This window comes from Goekera deserti (genome assembly GCF_010685995.1).
GTDB lineage: Bacteria > Actinomycetota > Actinomycetes > Mycobacteriales > Geodermatophilaceae > Goekera > Goekera deserti.
In genome coordinates this window covers 17,213-36,633 of the sequence record NZ_JAAGWK010000024.1, presented here as the reverse complement: position 1 = coordinate 36,633, position 19,421 = coordinate 17,213, and the positions used below count along the sequence as shown (strand labels likewise).

Sequence of the window (19,421 nt, the reverse complement as noted above, 5' to 3'; positions counted from 1 at the left end):
GGTGCGGTGCGGGGCGTCGTCCGGACGGAGGGGGCGGTCCTCAGACGAACGGGCTGTTGTACAGCGCGAAGTAGACGCCGATGTAGTGGCAGGCCGCGGCCACGATGGTCATGGCGTGGAACACTTCGTGGTAACCGAAGGTGCCCGGCCACGGGTTGGGCTTCTTGATCCCGTAGGCGACGCCGCCGAGGGTGTACAGCAGCCCGCCCGCGGCCAGCAGCACCACCGACGTGACACCGGCGAGGTCGAGGATGTCGGCGAGCACGAAGACGGCCACCCAGCCGAGCGCCAGGTAGATCGGCACGCCCAGCCAGCGGGGCGCGGTCGGCCAGACCAGCTTGAGGGCCATGCCGGCCAGCGCGCCGCCCCAGACGGTGGCGAGCACCCGCCAGTTGCTGGGCGCGTTGACCGACAGCGCGGCGAACGGCGTGTACGTGCCGGCGATGAACACGAAGATCATCGAGTGGTCGAGCCGCTTCATCACCTTCCAGCCGCGCGGTGACCAGCGCCGCCGGTGGTAGAGCGCGCTCACGCCGAACAGGCCGAGGATCGTGATGCAGTAGAGCGTCACCGGCAGTCCCGCGCGCAGGCCACCGTGCGTCCAGGCCAGCGGGATGAGCACGGCGCCGGCCACGATGGAGCCGAAGAACGCGAACAGGTGCAGCCAGCCGCGCATCCGCGGGCGGGTGTCCGGGTGGTCCCAGTCGGAGTCGGCGAAGTCCTCCGCCGTCCACTCGCGGACGGCGTCCACCTGCTGGCCCTCGTCGAGGACGGTGGTCACCGCCTGGTGCAGCGGGGCCTCGATCTCCGCGCCGTCGGCCTCGACCCTCACCGGCTCGCCGGACTCGCTCGCACGGCTCATGCGCCGAGGCTACGGTCCGGTAGGTGCGTGTGCACCCGGGCGAGGCTGTGAGCTGACCCAGCGGCGCCCCGGCCGACGCCCCGGGACGCCGGGGGGGCGCGGAGCCGGTGCCCAGCCCCTAGGGTGCTCGCCATGGGGGTGCGTCAGCGGGTCCGCAGCGCGCTGGTCGGCATCTACGAGCGGCGGCTGTCCCGCTCGCTCGTCGGGGCGGACACACCGCGTCACGTGGGCGTGATCATCGACGGCAACCGCCGCTGGGCGCGGGCGATCGGCCTGGAGGACGTCAACGACGGCCACCGCCGCGGCGCGGACAAGATCGCCGACCTGCTCGGCTGGTGCGACGACGCCGGCGTCGAGGTGGTCACGCTCTTCCTGCTCTCCACCGACAACCTCACCCGCCCCGAGCCCGAGCTCACCCCGCTGCTGCGGATCATCGAGGGCGTCGCCACCGACCTCGCCGGTCCGGGTCGCCGCTGGCACCTGCGGGCGATGGGGGCGCTGGAGCTGCTGCCCGCCGAGACCGCCGCGGTGCTCAAGCAGGCCGAGGAGGACACCCGGCACCGGCCCGGTGCCAGCGTCAACCTGGCGGTCGGGTACGGAGGGCGCCGGGAGATCGTCGACGCCGTCCGGTCGCTGCTGACCGCGCACGCCGAGCAGGGCACCTCGATGGACGCCCTCGTCGAGCAGCTGCACCCGGACCACATCGCCGAGCACCTGTACACCCGTGGCCAGCCCGACCCGGACCTGGTCATCCGCACCAGCGGCGAGCAGCGGCTGAGCGGTTTCCTGCTGTGGCAGACGGCCAACGCGGAGTTCCACTTCACCGACGTCTACTGGCCGGACTTCCGCCGGATCGACTTCCTGCGCGCCCTGCGCGACTACTCCGCCCGGCACCGCCGCTTCGGCGGCTGAGCGCGCGTCCGGGGCCCGCCGGTGTGCCGGGGGCGCGCCTGGGACACTCGGGGCATGGCAGCCGGCGCGGTCGACGTCCCTCTGGAGTACGTGCGTCTGGGGCTGCGGTTCGACCGCGTGGAGGCCGGGTTCGTCGACGCGTACACCGGTGACCCGCGGCTGCGCGCCCAGGTGCTGGACGAGCCGGCGCCCACCCCGGCGCAGCTGCGCGACCAGGCCCGGGCGCTGCTGCGCGAGCTCGACTCCGCCCGGCTGGCGGCCGACCGGGCGGAGTACCTGCGCGGCCAGCTGGTCGGCCTGGAGTGCTCGGCCCGCAAGATAGGCGGCGAGCCGGTGGGCTTCGTGGAGGAGGTGAAGGCCTACTTCCAGGTCGACGTCGAGCTCGGCGACCCGGCCACGTACGCCGCCGCGCACGCCGAGCTGGTGCGGCTGCTGCCCGGCCAGGGGTCGCTGGCCGAGCGGTACGCCGCGCACCGCCGGCGGGAGGAGTGCCCGCCGGACCGGCTGGAGGCGGCGGTGCACGCGCTGTCCAGCGCGCTGCGCGACCGGGTGCGCGGTCGGTACGGCCTCCCGGAGACCGAGACGGTGCGCTACGAGGTGGTCACCGACAAGCCGTGGTCGGGCTTCAACTACTACGAGGGCGACTTCCGGTCCCGCGTGGCGATCAACGCCGACCTGCCGCACCGGCTGGGCCAGCTGCCGCACCTGGTCGCGCACGAGAGCTATCCCGGTCACCACACCGAGCACTGCCGCAAGGAGCTCGGTCTGGTGGCCCGGGACGGCCGCACCGAGCACACCGTGTTCCTGGTCAACACCCCGGAGTGCCTGATGGCCGAGGGGCTGGCCGACCTGGGTGTCGAGGCCGCCGTCGGCACCGGCTGGGGGGCCTGGTCCGCGGAGGTGCTCGGCGACCTGGGGCTGCACTTCGACGGCGAGCTGGCCGAGCGGGTCGCGGCCGCCGCGGCGCCGCTGAACCGGGTACGGCAGGACGCCGCGCTGATGCTGCACGACCGGGGCGCCGACGTCGACGACGTGGTCGCGCACCTGCAGCGCTGGTCGCTGGTCAGCCGTGAGCGCGCCACCCAGCAGCTGCGCTTCCTCACCGACCCGCTGTGGCGGGCCTACATCTCCACCTACGTCGAGGGCTACGAGCTGCTCGCCCGCTGGCTGGGTGCCCGACCGGCGGCGCAGCCGGTCGCCGACCGGTTCCTCCGGCTGCTGGACGAGCCGCTCACCCCGGCTCGGGTGACCGCGGAGCTGGCCGGCTCGACGGCGACGGCCGGTGCCGCGGGCACCTCCCTCGGTGCCTCCGGGCGTGTGCCCGGTCCCGTGGGCTGACGTGCCCCGCCGGCCCGCCCGCGAGCGGCGCGCCCTGCGGCTGTGGTCGGCCGGCTGGCTGGCGCTGTTCCTGGTGCTCGGCCTGCTGTGGGTGGGCGGCATCGCGGCGGAGTGGCTGGTGCTGCTGGTCCCGCTCGTCTGGGCCGCCCCCGCGTTGCGCCCGGTGCGCGAGGAGGAGCTGCCGGACGCATGGTGAGCGCCGGCCGGAACGCCGTGGCGTTCTGTCGGTGCCAGGACCGACACTGCACGGGTGATCCACGCGCGCGGCCTGGCCCGCACCTTCCGGAAGAAGAAGCAGGAGGTGCGCGCCGTCGACGGTGTGGACCTCGACGTCGACGCCGGCGAGATCGTCGGTTTCCTGGGCCCCAACGGCGCCGGCAAGACCACCACGCTGCGCATGCTCACCACGCTGCTCGCCCCCACCTCCGGCACCGCCACCGTGGCCGGCTGCGACCTGGTCGCCGACCCGGTCGGGGTGCGCCGGCGCATCGGGTACGTCTCGCAGAGCGGGTCCACCGCGCCGGAGGCGCGGGCCGGTGAGGAGGTGGTCGACCACGCCCGGCTGTACGGCATCAGCACCGCCGACGCCACCGCCCGGGGCAAGCAGCTGTTCCGCGAGCTGGACCTGGACGGGCTCTGGGAGCGCCAGCCCCGGGCCATGTCCGGCGGTCAGCGCCGCCGGCTGGACATCGCACTGGGCCTGGTGCACGTGCCGGAGCTGGTGTTCCTCGACGAGCCGACCACCGGGCTGGACCCGCAGGCCCGGGCCAACCTGTGGCAGCACATCCGGGGCCTGCGCGAGGAGCGCGGCACCACGGTGTTCCTCACCACCCACTACCTGGACGAGGCCGACGCGCTGTGCGACCGGATCCTGGTCATCGACCACGGCGCCATCGTCGCCTCGGGCACGCCGGACGAGCTGAAGTCCCAGGTGGGCGGGGACGTGCTCACCGTGACCGCGAGCCGGGACGACGAGGCGGCGCCGATCGCCCGGCTGGTCGACGGCCTGGTCGGTGCGGAGTCCGCCGTGGTCAGCGGGCGTCAGGTGGTGGGCCGGGTGCCGCACGGCGGGTCCGCCCTGGTCCAGCTGGTGCGCGAGCTGGACGCCGCGGGCCTGGTCGTGGCGGGCATCGAGAGCCGCCGTCCCAGCCTGGACGACGTGTTCCTCGGGCTCACCGGCCGGTCCCTGCGCGAGGAGGGCGCCCCGGCGCCGGAGGGGGTGCCGGCATGAGCGTCCTGGCCCGCGACACCTACACCGTCTTCGCCCGGGCGATGCGGATGTCGCTGCGCAACCCGGCCTGGCTGGTGATCAGCCTGATGCAGCCGATCCTCTACATCGTGCTGTTCGGGCCACTGCTCGAGCCGCTGTCCGGTCAGCTGGGGTCCGGCAACGCCTACCAGCTCTTCGTGCCCGGCATCCTGGTGCAGCTGGGCATCTTCGGTGCGTTGTTCGTCGGCTTCGGCCTGATCGCGGAGTACCGCGCCGGGGTCATCGAGAGCCAGCGGGTCACGCCGGCCAGCCGCACGGCGCTGCTGCTCGGGCGGGTGCTGCGCGACGTCGTCGTCCTGCTGGTGCAGGGCACGCTGCTGGTGCTCGTGTCGATCCCGCTGGGCCTGCGCGCACCGGTGCTCGGCGTGCTGCTCACCCTGGTGGTCATCGCGGTGCTCGGGGCGGCGTTCGCCTCCATCTCCTACGCGCTGGCCTTGACGCTGAAGAGCGAGGACGCGTTCGCGCCGCTGCTGAACGCCTTCGTGCTGCCCATCCTGCTGCTGTCCGGCATCCTGCTGCCGATGACGCTGGCCCCCGGCTGGCTGCAGGCGGTGAGCGACGTCAACCCGCTCAAGCACGTGGTCAGCGGCACCCGGGCGTTCTTCGACGGTGACTACGGCAGTGCGACCGCGTGGTGGGGGGCCGCACTGACGGTCGCGCTCGGCGTCCTGGGGTGGGCGTTCGGCGTCCGACGTTTCCGGGCGGAGTCCAGTTGATGTCCGTTGTCCCAAGCGTCACTCGAAAGCGTGTCGGTGTCTGTCCTGGGTGACGGATCGGGCCTAGCGTCGGTGGCGGGACGTGAGCACTCCTCGCGCCCCACGGGAGGCCCGGATGGTGCGATGGAGTCAGTCGACCAGGGGGGCCGAGTCCTGGCCCCTGCGCCGGGGCCCGGCCACCTTCGATCCGGGGCGCACTCCGCGCCCCTCGGGAGTCGACACGTGAGTCCACGCCGCACCTACGTCCTCGACACCTCCGTCCTGCTGTCCGACCCGGGTGCCATGCTCCGGTTCGACGGTCACGACGTGGTGCTGCCCCTGGTCGTCATCGGGGAGCTCGAGGACAAGCGCAACCACCCGGAGCTGGGCTGGTTCGCCCGTCAGGCACTGCGGATACTCGACGAGCTGCGCGTCACCCACGGCCGGCTGGACGCGCCCGTCCCGGTCGGGGACGGCGGCACGCTGCACGTCGAGCTGAACCACAGCGACGCCTCGGTGCTCCCCGCCGGGTTCCGCAACGACTCCAACGACAGCCGGATCATGGTCGTGGCGCTCAACCTGCGCACCGACGGCCGCGAGGTCTGCCTGGTGACCAAGGACGTCCCGTTGCGCGTCAAGGCAGCGGCCGTCGGCCTGGACACCGACGAGTACCGGCTGCACAACGCCGTCGACGCCGGCTGGAGCGGGATGAGCGAGCTGACGCTGGAGGACGGCGAGATCAACGCGCTGTACACCGCCGGCACCGCGTTCGTGCCCGCCGCCGCCGAGCTGCCCACGCACACCGGCCTGGTGCTGCTGTCCTCCCGGGGGTCGGCGCTGGGCCGGGTGCTGCCGGACAAGAACGTACGGCTGGTCCGGGGTGACCGGGACGCCTTCGGCCTGCACGGCCGCTCCGCCGAGCAGCGCATCGCCCTGGACCTGCTGCTCGACCCGGAGATCGGCATCGTCTCGATGGGCGGCCGGGCCGGCACCGGCAAGTCGGCGCTGGCGCTGTGCGCCGGCCTGGAGTCGGTGATGGAGCGCCGAGCGCACAAGAAGGTGGTGATCTTCCGCCCGCTGTACGCCGTCGGCGGGCAGGAGCTCGGCTACCTGCCCGGCAGCGAGGGCGAGAAGATGGCCCCCTGGGCGCAGGCGGTGTTCGACACCCTGGGTGCGCTGGTCAGCAAGGAGGTCACCGCCGAGATCGCCGCCCGCGGCCTGATCGAGGTGCTCCCGCTGACCCACATCCGGGGCCGGTCGCTGCACGACTCGTTCGTGATCGTGGACGAGGCACAGTCGCTGGAGCGCGGCGTGCTGCTGACCGTGCTCTCCCGGCTGGGCACCAACTCGCGGGTGGTGCTCACCCACGACGTCGCCCAGCGGGACAACCTGCGCGTCGGCCGGCACGACGGCGTCACCGCGGTGATCGAGGCCCTCAAGGGCCACCCGCTCTTCGCGCACGTCACCCTGACCCGCTCCGAGCGCTCCCCGATCGCCGCGCTGGTCACCGAGATGCTGGAGGACCTGCCGCTCTGACCCACCGGCGGTGGGCGGCCCCGGCCGCCCACCGCCGCGGGGGGCGCTGCCGCCTGGGCGCTGCCGTGGGCAGCGGGCAACGCGCCCGGTCGGAGGGGTACCGGGGAGCGCCCAGGTCGACCGGGGCGCGGATCACCGGCCAACGCGTCCGCTGGCCTCAGCCGGCGTCCTCCGGGGCGGGGGTGGGCTCGGCGGCCGCGGCGCCGCGGGCCGGGGCGGGGGCGGCCGGCCGGGCGGCGAACCGCACGACCGACACCACCAGCCAGCCGGCCAGCAGGCACCAGGGCAGCCGGGCCGTCAGGTCCTGGGTCGACAGGTCCCCGCGCAGGGTCAGTGCCACCACCGGCAGCGCGAAGAGCGCCGCCAGCAGCAGCACGTCACCGCGGAACGGGCTCATCGTCCCGAGACCTCCAGCCGCTCGGACAGCAGCGACGCCCAGCGGAACGCGGTGGCCGGCGCACCGTCGACCAGCGCCACCGGCACCGGCACGTGCTGCAGCATGGCCGCCGGGTCGGCGCTCGCGTCACACTCGGCCACCGCCACGGCGTCCAGTCGAGGCAGGTTCGTCAGCCACTGCGACAGGTCCTCGGGCTTGCGGGTGGCGTCCACGACGCCCCACACGGCGGTCGGCGTCCAGATGTCGATCATCTCCTGGACCCAGGCACTCGGACCGCTGCGCAGCGGGGCGTCGACGGCGACGATGGTGACCGTCCCCGCCGCCCGGGTCCACCGGCGCCGCTCGATCGCGGTCTCGGTGTTGGAGACCCGCATCGACTCCGGCGCCAGGCAGGCCAGCGCCCCGGGCGAGGCCCACTGGATCCGCTCGTGGTCCAGGCGCTGGTGCGCGGCGACGGCCCGCGCGGTGCTCAGCGCCTCCGAGCCCGGCCCCACCAGCATCAGCACGTCACCGGCGCCGGCGGGCACCGCGGGCGGCGTGGGCAGGTGCGCCGACAGCACCGACGCCAGGGCCGAGTAGGTGCCCCGGCTCGTCGCGTCCGCGGCGAAGTCGGCGTCCAGCAGGAAGTCCGGCATGCCGAGCGCACGCAGCTGGCTGATCAGCTGGGTGGACGCCTGGGTGACCAGGTCGTTGCGCCGGCGGTGCACCAGCTGGGTCACCGCGGCCAGCCGCGCCGCCGGAGCCGGGGCACCGGTCAGCTCGCGCAGGCCACCGCCGTCCGTGCGGGGACCCCGCGCCGCGGGCAGCGCCAGCGACCCCGGCCCGGACCGGCCGGCCGGCAGGGACGCGGTGCCACGGACGGCGGGCGGGAGCATCCGGCGGCTCAGCACCGGCGGCGTCCGCACCGACATCGGCGGCACCCGGTTCGGCGGGAGCAGCGACAGCGGCGGCATCACCATGGTCGCGTCGGTGGGCCACGACGGTTCCTCCACCGACGTGTCCACCGCGGACTCCAGCGACGGGACGACGGCGGGGCAGAGCTCGTCGCGGACGTCGGTGGCCTCCTCGACCACCTCGGTCCAGCTCAGCTCGGCGTGGGTGAACTGGGCCCGCGTGGTCTGCGAGCGCGTGGTCGAGGCGTGGGTCGTCTCGGTCAGCAGGGTGCGGGTGATCTCGGCGTGGGTGACCTGGCCGGGACCGCCGTCCTGGCCGCGCTCGCCCGCGGCGTGCCGGGCCCGGCTGACCGGGGCCTGCTCGAGGTCGAGCGTCGGGTCGTCGAGCAGGGCTGCGGGCAGCGTCTCCTCGGCGAACCGGCGGGCGGTGAAGCGGCCCAGCAGGTCGTGCGCGGCGAACGCCCGGCGGGCGGCGTCGGCCGACATGGGGCCGGCCTCGGCGAAGGACACACCCTCGTCGAAGCTGGAGATGTCCGGCACGGTCTCGGCCTCGGCGGGCGTCTCGTCGTCGTAGCGGTGCCGGCGACGGGTGCGCGAGGGCTCCACGCCCACCCGCAGCGCGATCTCCGCCCAGCTGGTGCCCGTGCCGCCGTCCACCGCGTCCGACGGGTCGTCGGTGACGGCCGCCGGGTCGACGTCCGTCGACGTGCCGGTGTCCCAGCTGCCGGCGCTGTCCCAGCTCGAGCCGGTCCCGGCGCTCGGGGTGAGGACGTCCGGCGTGGGCTCCCAGGAGTTGGTGAGCTCCCAGCCACCGGCGGGCTCCCAGGTGCTGCCGGTCTCGGACGCCGTGGTCGAGGGCTCCCAGGAGCTGGTGTGCTCCCAGGTGTGCAGCGGCTCCAGGGTGGTGCCGGTGTCCTCCGTGGCCACGTGCGCAGTGAGCGCCGGGGGCTCCCACGCCGGGCCGCCGAAACTGGCCAGCAGGTCGGCGAAGATGCTCGACTCCCACGCGGGGGCGGGCTCGGCGGCGGGCAGGTCGAGGTCCCACGACGTCGTCGACGTCGAGGTGGCCGGTGCGTCCCACGCCGCGGACGGCGTACCGGTCTCCTCGGCCGGCGACCAGGCCGGCGACCAGGTCGACGACTCGAGGGCGGCCAGGGGCTCGACCCGCCAGGTGCTGTCCGGGGTCACCGGGGTGGCGGCGACGTCGGCGTACGGCGAGTACCAGTCGACCGCCGGGACGTCGGCGACCGGGGCCGCGGCAGGCGCCTCGGCGGCGTGCCGGTGGCGTCCGCTCGACGCCCGGACGGCGGGGACGACGTCGGACCACAGGTCCATCGCCGAGCCGCCGCCGGCCGGCAGCGCCGGGACGTCGTACTCGACGGGTGCGTCGTGCCCGGTCGGTGCGCTGAACTCGACCGTCGTCGGGGTGGGCGGGAGCGCCCGCCCGGCGTCGGCCGGCACCGGGGCGGACAGGGCCTCGGACGCCGGGGCCTGCGCGGTGGCCACCTCGACGTACCGGGCCCCGGCCGGGTCGGCGTGCAGCACCTGCGGGACGGCGTGCACGGCCGGCTCGGCGACGTGCACGGCCGGGGCCGCCGGGGCGACCGCGGGCACCACGTGACCGGCGTGCTGCACGGCCGCGTCCGGGGCGACGTGCGCCCCGGCGTCCGGCGCCGGTGCGGCGGCCTGCTCCGGGAGCCGGTCGTGGCCGGCGGGGGCCGCGTACGCCGGCGGCAGTGCAGCCGGCGTGGCGTACGGGTCCTGCTCGGCCGGCGCGGCGTACGGCGACGGCGCGACGTACCCGTGGGGCGCGGCGTACGGCGACGGCCCAGGGTGCTCCTGCGGAGCTGCGTACGGCGACGGCCCGGCGTGCTCCTGCGGCGCCGCGTACGGCGAGACGGTGTCGGTGGGCACGCCGTGCTCCGGGCCGATCGCGTACGGGTGGCCGTGCTGCCCCGCGGCCGACAGCTGGGCCGGGTGGCCGTGCTGCGCGGCGAACTCGGCCGGCGGCGTGGACCCCGGGTGGCCCGGCTGGGTGGCCGGAGCCTGCGCCGCGTGGGCCTGCGCCGCGTGGGCCTGCGGTGCGGCGTGCGTCTGGGGTGCCGCGTAGGACTGGGGTGCCGCGTAGGACTGGGGTGCCGCGTACGACTGGGGGGCCGCGTACGACTGAGGGGCCGCGTAGGACTGGGGCGTTCCGTACGCCTGGGCTGCGTGCCCCTCGGCGCCCGGGGAGGGCTGCGGCGCCGCGTACCCCGCCGGAGCCGCGTACCCCGCCGGAGCCGCGTACCCCGCCGGAGCCGCGTAAGCCTCCGGCGTCGCGAACCCCGGGTGTCCGGGGGACGGCGCGAACCCGGCGGGGGTCACCGGGTGCCCGACGTGTCCGGCAGGCGCCGGGTACGAGGCGGGGTGCCCAGCCGGGGCCGGGTGGGCGGCACCGTGCTCGGGGTGCGCCTGGCCGGGAGCCGCCGGCACGGTGTACCCCGCGTACAGCGGCTGCGCCGCGTACCCGGCGGGCACGGGCTGGCCCGAGTACCCGTCCGGCATCGGCTGCGCCGCGGGGACCGGCTGCAAGGCAGCGACCGGCTGGGCGGCGGGCATCGGCTGGGCGGTGGGCGAGCCGGACCACACCGGCTCCGGCGCGGCAGGGACCACCGGCGCAGCCGGCAGCTCGCTCGCAGCCGACGGGACGGCGGGCACGACCTGCTCGGCGGGCGCGTACTGCTCCGCCGGCACGTGCTGCTCGGCGGTCGCGTACTGCTGCGCCGGCACGTGCTGCTCGGTGGTCGCGTACTGCTGCGCCGGCACGTGCTGCTCGGCGGGTGCGTACTGCTCCGCCGCGACGGACTGCTCGGCCGGCACGGGCGCCGGGACGGCCGCCACCGGGGCGGCACCCACCGGGGCCGCGACGGGACGGGCCGCCGGGACCTCGGCGACCGGCTCGGCGTGCTGCTCGACCAGGTCGGCCTGCTGCTCGACGGGCTCGGCGTGCTCCTCGACCGGGGCGACGTAGGTGCCGGCCTTCTCGATGGCCGGGGGCAGCAGCTCCTGTGCCGGGGTCTGCGCACTCTCCACGGCCACCAGCACCTGGTCGTCGCTGTCGACCATCCGGGCCAGGGCAGCGGCGAACGGCGACAGCGACCCACCGGTGGTGGGCTTCGCCGCCCGCGCGGACGGGGTGCGGGGCGGGGCGGCCTTGGGCTTGGCCGCGGCACGGGGTGCGCGGGCAGGTGTGGCCGCCGGAGCCGCGGCGCGGGACGACGTCGACCCGGACGGGGCAGCCGGGAACTGGGCAGAGCTGGGCTCGCCGGGGCGCGGCATCCCGCGGCCCGCGGCCGAGGCACCCGAGCGGGGGGCGGGCACGGCGCTGCCGGACCCGGTACGCGGGGACGCCGCGGACTGGCGCGACCGGGGCAGGCCGACGGAGCTCTCCGCGGTCCGGGTGTCGCGGGCCTGGCGCACCGCCGGGCGTCCGTCGCCGGCAGGCGCGGCCGGGGCCGCGGGCTGCTGCTTGGAGTAGACGCCGGCAGCGGGCGCGTCGGTGGAGCCGAGCAGGGCAGCCAGCTCCTCGACCGGGTCGGCGGCCGTCGGCCGGCCGGCCCGCGGTGCGGGCGCGTCGGCGATGTCCCAGCCGGACGGCATCGCGGGCGCGGCGGCGCGCGCGCCGCCGAGCGCACCGGCACCGCGCGGCGGGTCGGCCGGCTGGTCGACCCACTCGTCGACCCAGTCGTCGATCCACTCCTCGCCGTGCTCGTCCACGAACGAGCCGCGGCGCCGGGTCGTGTTGGCGCGCGGGGCCGGGGCCGCCGCGCGGGGTCCGGCCGGACGGTCGGGCTGCGGGGTGGCCCGCGGCGTCGACGTCCGGGGGATGGCCCCGCCGGATCGACCCGGCCGGGCCACGGGCCGGTCGTCGTCGACGTCGGGCAGGTCCACCTCGGCGACGAAGCGCTCGGCGGAGAAGAAGCCCATCACCCCGCCCGTGCGCACGCGGCGGATGCCGTTGATGCGCACGGAGGGGCCGTACATGTCCCGGGCGGCCTCGATGGCCCCCTCGCGGGTTGCCGACTCAGCGGACAGCGAAAGCACCGGTCACCACTCCTACCGTCTCGATGTTGGCCGTGCGGGTGACCTCGGTGTAGGCGATGACCGACAACCGGGGGAGGACCTGACGCATCAGGCGCGCCAGGGCGGCGCGTACCTGCGGGGAGCAGACGAGGACGGGGGAGAGGCTCATGGCCTCGGCGTCCTCGAGGATGTCGGTGCAGTTGCGCACCAGGGCGTCGACGCCTGCGCCGTCCAGGGCGAGCACCTGCCCGCCGTCCCCCTGGCGCACCGACTCGAGCAGGCGCTGCTCGAAGACCGGGTCGAGGGTCATGACGTGCAGGCGCTCGTCCGGGGTGACGTAGGGGTGGCTGATGGCCGACCCGAGGGCGGCGCGGGCGGCCTCGACGAGCCCGTCCAGGTCGGTGGAGGTCTTGGCCCGCAGCGACAGCGCCTCGAAGATGCGCACCAGGTCGCGGATCGAGACGCCCTCCTCCAGCAGCGCCTGCAGCACCCGCTGCACCTCACCCAGGGTGAGCAGCGTCGGGGTGAGCTCCTCGACGACGATCGGGTTGGTGCGGCGCACCATCTCGACCAGCATCTTCACGTCCTCCCGGCCGAGCAGGGCGGCGGCGTTGAGCCGCACGACCTCGGCCAGGTGCGTGGTGACCACCGAGGAGCGGTCGACGACGGTCGCGCCGGCCATCTCGGCCTGGCGCTGCAGCTCGGCGGGCACCCACTTGGCGGCGAGGCCGAACACCGGCTCGCGGGTCGGCTTGCCGGGCAGGCCGTCCAGGTGGTCGCCGATCGCCAGCACCGTGCCGGCCGGCGAGCTGCCCTTGGCGGCGGGCACGCCGTTGAGCCAGATGACGTACTGGGACGCCGGCAGGTCGAGGTTGTCGCGGGTGCGCACCAGGGGGATGACCAGGCCGGAGTCCATGGCGACCTTGCGGCGCAGTGCCTTCACCCGGTCCAGCAGGTCACCGCCGCGGGACGGGTCGACCAGGTCCACCAGGTCGAAGGCGACCTCCAGCTCCAGCGGGTCCACCCGCATCCGGTCCACGATCGCCTCGGGGGAGTCCGGCTGGACCTCCTCGGGCTCGGCCTGGGCGGCGTCCTCGGCGTCGTCGTCGACGTCGGGGACCTCCACGATGCGGGAGGCGAAGAACAGGAAGACGGCGCCGGCCAGCAGGAACGGCAGCTTGGGCAGACCGGGGATGAGGCAGAGGGCGACCGACGCCCCGCCGGCGATGCGCAGCGGCAGCTTGCGCCGGCCCAGCTGGGCCAGCAGGTCCCCGCCCATGTCGCCCTCGGTGGCCGAGCGCGTGACGATGAGGCCGGTGGCGGTGGAGATCAGCAGCGCGGGGATCTGGGAGACCAGGCCGTCACCCACGCTGAGCAGCGAGTAGGTCGTGATGGCCTCGCCGGGGGACATCCCGCGCTGCATCATCCCGATGGCGAAGCCACCGATCAGGTTGATCAGCGTGACGATGATGGCCGCGATGGCGTCGCCCTTGACGAACTTGCTGGCACCGTCCATCGACCCGTAGAAGTCGGCCTCGGCGGTGACCTCCTGGCGGCGCTTGCGCGCCTGGGCCTGGGTGATCAGGCCGGCGTTCAGGTCGGCGTCGATGGCCATCTGCTTGCCGGGCATGGCGTCGAGGGTGAAGCGGGCCCCGACCTCGGCCACGCGGCCGGCACCGTTGGTGATGACGACGAACTGGATGATCGTGAGGATCACGAAGATCACCAGGCCGACGATCAGCGAGCCGCCGATCACGAAGTCGCCGAACGCCTCGATGACGTGGCCGGCGTAGCCGTCGGTGAGCACCAGCCGCGTCGAGGACACGTTGAGCGCCAGCCGCAGCAGGGTCGCCACCAGCACCAGCGACGGGAACACCGCGAAGTCCAGGGGACGGCGGATCTGCATCGACACCAGCAGGATCAGCAGCGAGCCGGTGATGTTCGCCGCGATGAGCAGGTCGAGCAGCACGGCCGGCAGTGGGACCACGAGCATGAGCACGATCGACACGACGCCGATCGGTACAGCTGCTTTCCCGAGTCCTCGCACGGGGGACTCATCGGCAGTCAGGGTGCGGGCCGTACCGCCGACCTGCGGCCCGAGGGTCAGCCGGGACGACTGGGGCGCAGTGCTGCGAAAGAGGTACCCGGTTCGGCTTCAGCCCCCTGGCACCCCGAGTGGAGTGTGAGACGCGAGGGGACCTCGCCGCTGGTACTCCGCGCGGGGCGCTCAGCGGCGGCGGGCGGTGGGCAGCCCGGTGGTGTCGGGTGCGGCGAAGCCGGGGCGGTGCACCCCGCCGACGACGCCGCGCGACCCGAGGTGCATGACGAAGGCCAGCACCCGGGCCACCGCGGTGAACAGCTGCGGCGGCACCTCCTGGTCCAGGTCGGTGGAGGCGTACAGCGCCCGGGCCAGCGGGATGTCGTGCACCAGCGGCACCCGGGCCTCCTCGGCGCGGCGGCGCAGCTCGGCGGCGATCTCGTCCCGGCCCTTGGCCACCACCCGCGGGGCACCGGTCCCGGCCTCGTACTTGAGCGCCACGGCCACGTGGGTGGGGTTGACCAGCAGCACGTCGGCCTCGGTGACCGCGGTCATCATCCGGTTGCGGCTCATCTCCATGGCCACGGCCTTGCGCTGGGCCTTCATGTGCGGGTCGCCCTCGTTCTGCTTGTACTCCTGCTTGATCTCGTAGAGGCTCATCTTCAGCTGCTTCATGCTGGTGTGCCGCTGGTAGGCGTAGTCGGCCACGGCGAGCACCAGGCCGGTCACGGCGGTCACCCGGAACATCGTCACCGCGGCGTCGGTGAAGATCGCCACCACGTCGGTCAGCGACATCGAGCCGGCGCCGGACACCAGCGTCTTCGCGGTGTCGGCGGTCGACCAGATCACCGTGCCCAGCGCGACCGTCTTGACCAGCGCCTTGGCGGTCTCCCAGAGCCCGTGCGTGCCGAACATGCGCTTCAGCCCGCTGAACGGGTTGATCTTGGCGAACGTCGGCTTCATCGGCTTCGCCGAGACGTGCACGCCCTGCACGGCGTAGCCGAGCGTGCCCACCACCATCATCCCCAGTGCCAGCGGGAGGATCGCGGTGAAGAAGGCGACCACCGCGTCACCCAGCATCGCCGTGACCATGTAGGCCTGGGGCCGGTCGAACACCGCGGTCGCGGTGACGAACAGCTGGCGCAGCTGGGTGAAGCCGCTCCTGGCCAGCATCGGCAGCAGCACGCTGGCCGCGGCCACGCCGGCCCAGGTGCTGAGCTCCTGGGTCTTCGGTGACTGCCCGTCCTTCTTGGCCTTCTGCAGTTTCTGCGCTGTCGGTTTCTCTGTCTTCTCACCACCCGGACCGTCCTTGGCCACGGCTCAGCCGCTCGACAGCGAGAGCATGGCGCGGGTGGCCGCCTCGATCAGGGTCGACAGCGCGGGCGGCAGCAGCGGGAAGGTGAGCCCCAGCAGCACCAGCACGACCAGGATCTTGACCGGGAAGTTGAGGTTGAACAGCTGCATGGCCGGGGCCGCCCGGCTGAGGATGCCCAGCGCGACGTCGGACAGCAGCAGGACGGCGACCAGCGGGCCGGCGATCTGCAGCGCGGCCAGGAACATCATCGAGAAGCTGGTGATGAGCACGTCGGCCAGCTGGTCGGTGGGCAGCCCGCCGCCCAGCGGCAGGCCGCGGTAGGAGAGGACGAAGCCCCGCACCAGCACCAGGTGCGCGCCGCTGGTGAACAGCAGCGTCGTCGCCAGGAGGTAGTGCAGGCGGCCGATCGTCGAGTTCATCGTCATCGCGAGCGGGTCGTAGGCCGGCTGCAGCGAGAAGCCGCCGGTCACGTCGAGGATGTCACCGGCGGTCTGCACGGCGGTGAACAGCAGCTGGACGATGAAGCCCAGCGCCGCCCCCACCGCCAGCTCGGTCACCACCGACACCAGCAGGAAGCTGGCCGTCACGACCGGCATCGTCTCGGCGAGGTCGGGCATGACCACCAGGCCGAGCATCGTGGCCAGGGCGCCCTTGACCGAGGACGGGATCGCCTTGTTGTTGAACGGGGGTGCGGTGAGGATGAACCCGGCGGCCCGGACGGTGCCCAGGAGCAACGCCACCAGGGTCACCTCCGAGACCTGGAGGTCCACCGCCGGTCAGCTCCTGCCCAGCAGTGCCGGGAGCAGCTCGAACAGGTGGTGGGTGAAGGAGACCATCTCGTGCAGCACCCAGTTGCCGGTGACCAGCAGGGCCACGGCCACCGCGATCATCTTGGGCACGAACGACAGCGTCTGTTCCTGGATCTGGGTGGCCGCCTGGAACAGCGAGATGGCGAACCCGACGAGCAGGGCGGTCAGCAGGATCGGCGCGGAGACCTTGGCCGCCAGCAGCATGGTCTGCAGCGCGATGTGGGTGACGTCGGCGTCGCTCACGAGTAGGACCCCACCAGTGCGGTCGTGATCAGCGCCCAGCCGTCGACGACGACGAACAGCAGCAGCTTGAACGGCAGCGACACGATCGACGGCGGCACCATCATCATGCCCAGGCTCATCAGCGCGGCGCTGACCAGCATGTCCAGCACCAGGAACGGGATGAAGATGACCAGCCCGATGATGAAGGCGCTCTTCAGCTCCGACAGCACGAAGGCCGGGATCAGCGTGGTGAGGCTGACGTCGGCGGCGTTCGCCGGCGCCTCCTCACCGGACAGGCCGACCATCAGCTCCAGCTCGTCGTCCCGGGTGTTGTGCAGCAGGAAGTCCTTGAGCGGCACGGTGCCGGCGTCGTAGGCCTGCCCGGCGGTGATCGCACCGTCCATGTAGGGCTGGACGGCGACGTCGTTGATGTCGCCGAACACCGGGCCCATCACGAACAGCGTGAGGAACAGCGCGATGCCGGTGAGCACCTGGTTGGGCGGCGAGGAGGCCATGCCCAGGGCGTTGCGGGTGAGCGACAGGACGACCAGCATCTTGGTGAAGCTGGTGGTCAGCAGCAGCAGCGACGGCGCGACCGACAGCACGGTGAGCGCCAGGATCAGCGTCACGGCGGTGCTGGGGCTGCCGCTGCCGACGGAGATGTCCACGACGCCCGTGCCGGCGCCGTCGACCGCGGCCGGGGCGACGGGGGCGACGGGCGCGGTGGGAGCGACCGGCGCGGCCGAGGCCGCACCCGCCAGCACCGTGCTCAGCAGGGCCATCGCCAGCACCAGGAGGGCCAGCAGGCCGGCCCGGTCCAGCCGCCGGGTCATCGTCGCACCGTGCGTTCCCGCAGCTCGGAGACCATCGACCCCCAGGCGGCGCGGTCCAGCACGGAGCCTGCGGTGATGCCGCTGGAGTGGCGGGCCGGGGTCCGGCGGGGCGCCGGCAGCAGGTCCCCGTCGGTGTAGTCGTCGGAGTCGTCAGGGTCGTCGTCGGCGCCGGAGCGGGCCGGCCGGGAGGAGGCCAGCGCCTCGTCGACCGCGTCGGGGTCCATCTCGCCGAGCAGCGTGATCTGCTGGTCGGTGGCGCCCACGACCAGCACCCGCTCGCCGATGCGCAGCACCGACACGTTGCTCGAGCGGCCCATGCGCTGGCTGGCGAGGACCTCGATCAGGCTGCCCCCGCCGCCCAGGCCGCGCTTCTTCGCGACCCGAGCGGCCATCAGCAGCACGCCGGCGACGAACGCCAGCGACAGCACCAGGCGGATGATCATCCAGGCGGTGCTCATGCCGGCGGGTTCCCGAGCTCGGCGGCGTCGGTGACGATCTCCGAGATCCGCAGCCCGAAGTCCTCGTCGACGACGACGACCTCCCCGCGGGCGATGAGCGTGCCGTTGACCAGCAGGTCGGCCGGCGCGCTGGCGGCGCGGTCGAGCTCGATGACCTCGCCGGGGTGCAGCGACAGCAGTTCGGCCACGGTCATCCGGGTGCGGCCGATCTCGACGGTGACCTCCATGGCCACGTTGCGCAGCAGGTCCAGGCTGCCGGGCGGCCGGGTGCTGCCGGGCGGCACGGGCAGGTCGACCTGCAGGGCGAAGACCGCCTGCTCCGCACCGGCGCCGAGCAGCGGGACGGCGACGAACATGCCCTTGTCGCGCAGCCCGTCCATCGCGGCCACCGGGTCCTCGACGCGCTCGGAGGAGACCCGCACCCGGCCGAGCTGGGCGGCGGCGGCCTCCAGGGCGGGGCGCAGCGCGGTGGCGACGTCCATCGTGCCCACGGGGGAGTTCTGCAGCGCCTCCACGACGTCGCGGGAGACGACCAGCACGATGTCGCCGCTGATCTCCCCGGACAGCCGGGCGGTGACGGCCTGCTCGGCGTCGGCCGGCAGGTCGACGAGGTCCGGGTCGTGCACGGCCTCGCCGGACACCAGCGGGACCGACGCCGGCACGAGGTCGGCGGCGGCCTGGGCCGCGGCTGCGATGGCCGCCTGGACGGTGGCCGAGTCGTCGGTTCGGGGCGCGGTGCTCATGCGGTGTCCTCTGGGCTCGGTCCGACGGGTGCGCTGGGGGAGCGGGTGGGGGCCCGGCCTCGTGCGCCGGGGCCGGACCCGGCGGGCGGGGTGGGGACGATCGAGGCCGCGAGCCGCCGGCGGTGGTTGCTGGCGATCGCGTGCGCGAACGTGACGTCGTTGGTGATGACCTCGAGCGGGGAGTCCTTGGGGTGCCGCAGCAGCAGCACGTCGCCGACTGCGAGGGACAGCAGGTCGTGGCTGGCCACCTCGAGCGGGTTGAACCGGATGCTCACGTCGACCGGCACCTGGTTGAGCCGCGCCGCGACGGCCTCGGCGGCCCGGGCGCGCTTGGCGCGCGCGGACTCCGACAGCTGCGGCGACGTCGCGCTGGCCAGGGAGGCCGCGAAGGAGGAGAAGGGCAGCACCAGGGTGGCCACGGTCTCCCGGGCACCGACCTGCAGCTCGAAGCTGAAGACCATCACGGTCTCCGAGCCCACGGCGGTCTGGGCGAGAGCAGGGTTGTACTCGAGCTCGCCGAGCACCGGCTCGATCCGGGTGATCGGCTCCATCGAGCGGGCCATCTCCATCAGCAGCCGGTCGAGCAGGTGCTTCTCGAGCGAGGCCTCCATGATGGTCATCGGCCGCATGGGCTGCTCGGCGGTCCCGGAGCCGCCCAGCATGTGGTCGACGGTGGCCATCGCGACGTCGAGCGGGAAGGCGAGGTGGCCCTTGCCCTGCAGCGGCTCGAAGGTGAAGTTCGCGACGAAGTAGGGGTCCGGCAGGCTGGTGGCGTACTCCTCGTAGGAGTGCTGCTCGATCCCCACCAGGTCCATCCGGGCGCCGGTGCGCAGCAGGGACGTGAGGATCGTCGTCGCCGCGCGGGCGAAGTCCTCCTGCGAGTTCTGCAGGACCCGGACGTGGTCACGGGAGAGCTTGGTCGGCCGCCGGAAGTCGTAGTCGCGGGGCTCGCTGCGGCGCGCTCGGCTGTTGCTCACCCCCGGCGGGGGAGCACTGCCGCGCGCGGGGGCGACGGCGTCGGATCGGCTCACGAGGTGC

Annotated in this window: 17 protein-coding genes; 6 read left to right on the top strand and 11 right to left on the bottom strand. The window is 74.1% G+C overall.

Annotated elements, in window-relative coordinates; genetic code table 11:
* Positions 1-40: 40 nt before the first annotated feature.
* A complete protein-coding gene (gene trhA / locus G1H19_RS16410) occupies positions 41-862 on the bottom strand; it encodes a PAQR family membrane homeostasis protein TrhA (protein WP_152730902.1) in 822 nt (273 codons plus the stop codon).
* Positions 863-994: 132 nt separating this feature from the next.
* Here trhA and G1H19_RS16405 point away from each other — a divergent pair, with 132 nt between their 5' ends.
* The 6 genes from G1H19_RS16405 to G1H19_RS16380 all read left to right on the top strand — a co-directional run bounded on the left by G1H19_RS16405 (position 995) and on the right by G1H19_RS16380 (position 6,613).
* On the top strand, positions 995-1,774 hold the full coding sequence (locus tag G1H19_RS16405) for an isoprenyl transferase (RefSeq protein WP_152730903.1): 780 nt from the start codon (positions 995-997) through the stop codon (positions 1,772-1,774).
* A 54-nt stretch (positions 1,775-1,828) separates the two neighbouring features.
* A complete protein-coding gene (locus tag G1H19_RS16400) occupies positions 1,829-3,112 on the top strand; it encodes a DUF885 domain-containing protein (RefSeq protein ID WP_235909993.1) in 1,284 nt (427 codons plus the stop codon).
* Between the two features lies 1 nt (position 3,113).
* Entirely contained in the window at positions 3,114-3,308 is a 195-nt protein-coding gene (locus G1H19_RS16395; protein WP_152730904.1) for a hypothetical protein, read from the top strand.
* Between the two features lie 54 nt (positions 3,309-3,362).
* Positions 3,363-4,343 (top strand): ATP-binding cassette domain-containing protein, encoded by a 981-nt coding sequence (locus tag G1H19_RS16390; protein WP_162393072.1) that lies wholly within the window; start codon positions 3,363-3,365, stop codon positions 4,341-4,343.
* Positions 4,340-5,098, top strand: a complete 759-nt coding sequence (locus G1H19_RS16385; RefSeq protein WP_152730905.1) for an ABC transporter permease — start codon at positions 4,340-4,342, stop codon at positions 5,096-5,098. Before G1H19_RS16390 ends, G1H19_RS16385 begins: the two co-directional genes overlap by 4 nt.
* A gap of 222 nt (positions 5,099-5,320) precedes the next feature.
* Positions 5,321-6,613 (top strand): PhoH family protein, encoded by a 1,293-nt coding sequence (locus G1H19_RS16380; protein ID WP_202925925.1) that lies wholly within the window; start codon positions 5,321-5,323, stop codon positions 6,611-6,613.
* 157 nt (positions 6,614-6,770) lie between these two features.
* Here G1H19_RS16380 and G1H19_RS16375 read toward each other — a convergent pair whose 3' ends face one another.
* The 10 genes from G1H19_RS16375 to G1H19_RS24655 all read right to left on the bottom strand — a co-directional run bounded on the left by G1H19_RS16375 (position 6,771) and on the right by G1H19_RS24655 (position 19,414).
* Positions 6,771-7,010 carry a hypothetical protein gene (locus G1H19_RS16375; RefSeq protein ID WP_152730907.1) on the bottom strand — a complete coding sequence of 80 codons (240 nt, stop codon included), beginning with the start codon at positions 7,008-7,010 and terminating at the stop codon, positions 6,771-6,773.
* Positions 7,007-11,986, bottom strand: coding sequence for a hypothetical protein (locus tag G1H19_RS16370; RefSeq protein ID WP_152730908.1), 4,980 nt, complete (start codon positions 11,984-11,986; stop codon positions 7,007-7,009). The genes G1H19_RS16375 and G1H19_RS16370 overlap by 4 nt, the downstream gene beginning before the upstream one ends.
* Positions 11,967-14,012 carry a flagellar biosynthesis protein FlhA gene (gene flhA / locus G1H19_RS16365; RefSeq protein ID WP_162393073.1) on the bottom strand — a complete coding sequence of 682 codons (2,046 nt, stop codon included), beginning with the start codon at positions 14,010-14,012 and terminating at the stop codon, positions 11,967-11,969. The genes G1H19_RS16370 and flhA overlap by 20 nt, the downstream gene beginning before the upstream one ends.
* Before the next feature lie 180 nt (positions 14,013-14,192).
* Positions 14,193-15,320, bottom strand: a complete 1,128-nt coding sequence (locus G1H19_RS16360; RefSeq protein WP_162393074.1) for an EscU/YscU/HrcU family type III secretion system export apparatus switch protein — start codon at positions 15,318-15,320, stop codon at positions 14,193-14,195.
* 3 nt (positions 15,321-15,323) lie between these two features.
* Positions 15,324-16,088, bottom strand: a complete 765-nt coding sequence (gene fliR, locus G1H19_RS16355) for a flagellar biosynthetic protein FliR (protein WP_162393075.1) — start codon at positions 16,086-16,088, stop codon at positions 15,324-15,326.
* 6 nt (positions 16,089-16,094) lie between these two features.
* On the bottom strand, positions 16,095-16,370 hold the full coding sequence (gene fliQ / locus G1H19_RS16350) for a flagellar biosynthesis protein FliQ (protein ID WP_162393076.1): 276 nt from the start codon (positions 16,368-16,370) through the stop codon (positions 16,095-16,097).
* Positions 16,367-17,182: a flagellar type III secretion system pore protein FliP gene (gene fliP / locus G1H19_RS16345; RefSeq protein WP_152730909.1), complete on the bottom strand. Its 816-nt coding sequence runs from the start codon at positions 17,180-17,182 to the stop codon at positions 16,367-16,369. The genes fliQ and fliP overlap by 4 nt, the downstream gene beginning before the upstream one ends.
* Positions 17,179-17,640 (bottom strand): FliO/MopB family protein, encoded by a 462-nt coding sequence (locus G1H19_RS16340; RefSeq protein WP_235909994.1) that lies wholly within the window; start codon positions 17,638-17,640, stop codon positions 17,179-17,181. Before G1H19_RS16340 ends, fliP begins: the two co-directional genes overlap by 4 nt.
* Positions 17,637-18,383: a flagellar motor switch protein FliN gene (gene fliN / locus G1H19_RS16335; protein ID WP_152730910.1), complete on the bottom strand. Its 747-nt coding sequence runs from the start codon at positions 18,381-18,383 to the stop codon at positions 17,637-17,639. Before fliN ends, G1H19_RS16340 begins: the two co-directional genes overlap by 4 nt.
* Positions 18,380-19,414, bottom strand: coding sequence for a flagellar motor switch protein FliM (locus G1H19_RS24655; RefSeq protein ID WP_162393077.1), 1,035 nt, complete (start codon positions 19,412-19,414; stop codon positions 18,380-18,382). The genes fliN and G1H19_RS24655 overlap by 4 nt, the downstream gene beginning before the upstream one ends.
* Positions 19,415-19,421: the final 7 nt, after the last annotated feature.

Excerpts from the sequence above, each read along its gene's own strand:
- trhA (WP_152730902.1), bottom strand. The coding sequence starts at position 862 with ATGAGCCGTGCGAGCGAGTCCGGCGAGCCGGTGAGGGTCGAGGCCGAC.
- G1H19_RS16405 (WP_152730903.1), top strand. The coding sequence starts at position 995 with ATGGGGGTGCGTCAGCGGGTCCGCAGCGCGCTGGTCGGCATCTACGAG.
- G1H19_RS16400 (WP_235909993.1), top strand. The coding sequence starts at position 1,829 with ATGGCAGCCGGCGCGGTCGACGTCCCTCTGGAGTACGTGCGTCTGGGG.
- G1H19_RS16385 (WP_152730905.1), top strand. The coding sequence starts at position 4,340 with ATGAGCGTCCTGGCCCGCGACACCTACACCGTCTTCGCCCGGGCGATG.
- G1H19_RS16375 (WP_152730907.1), bottom strand. The coding sequence starts at position 7,010 with ATGAGCCCGTTCCGCGGTGACGTGCTGCTGCTGGCGGCGCTCTTCGCG.
- fliP (WP_152730909.1), bottom strand. The coding sequence starts at position 17,182 with ATGACCCGGCGGCTGGACCGGGCCGGCCTGCTGGCCCTCCTGGTGCTG.
- G1H19_RS16340 (WP_235909994.1), bottom strand. The coding sequence starts at position 17,640 with ATGAGCACCGCCTGGATGATCATCCGCCTGGTGCTGTCGCTGGCGTTC.
- fliN (WP_152730910.1), bottom strand. The coding sequence starts at position 18,383 with ATGAGCACCGCGCCCCGAACCGACGACTCGGCCACCGTCCAGGCGGCC.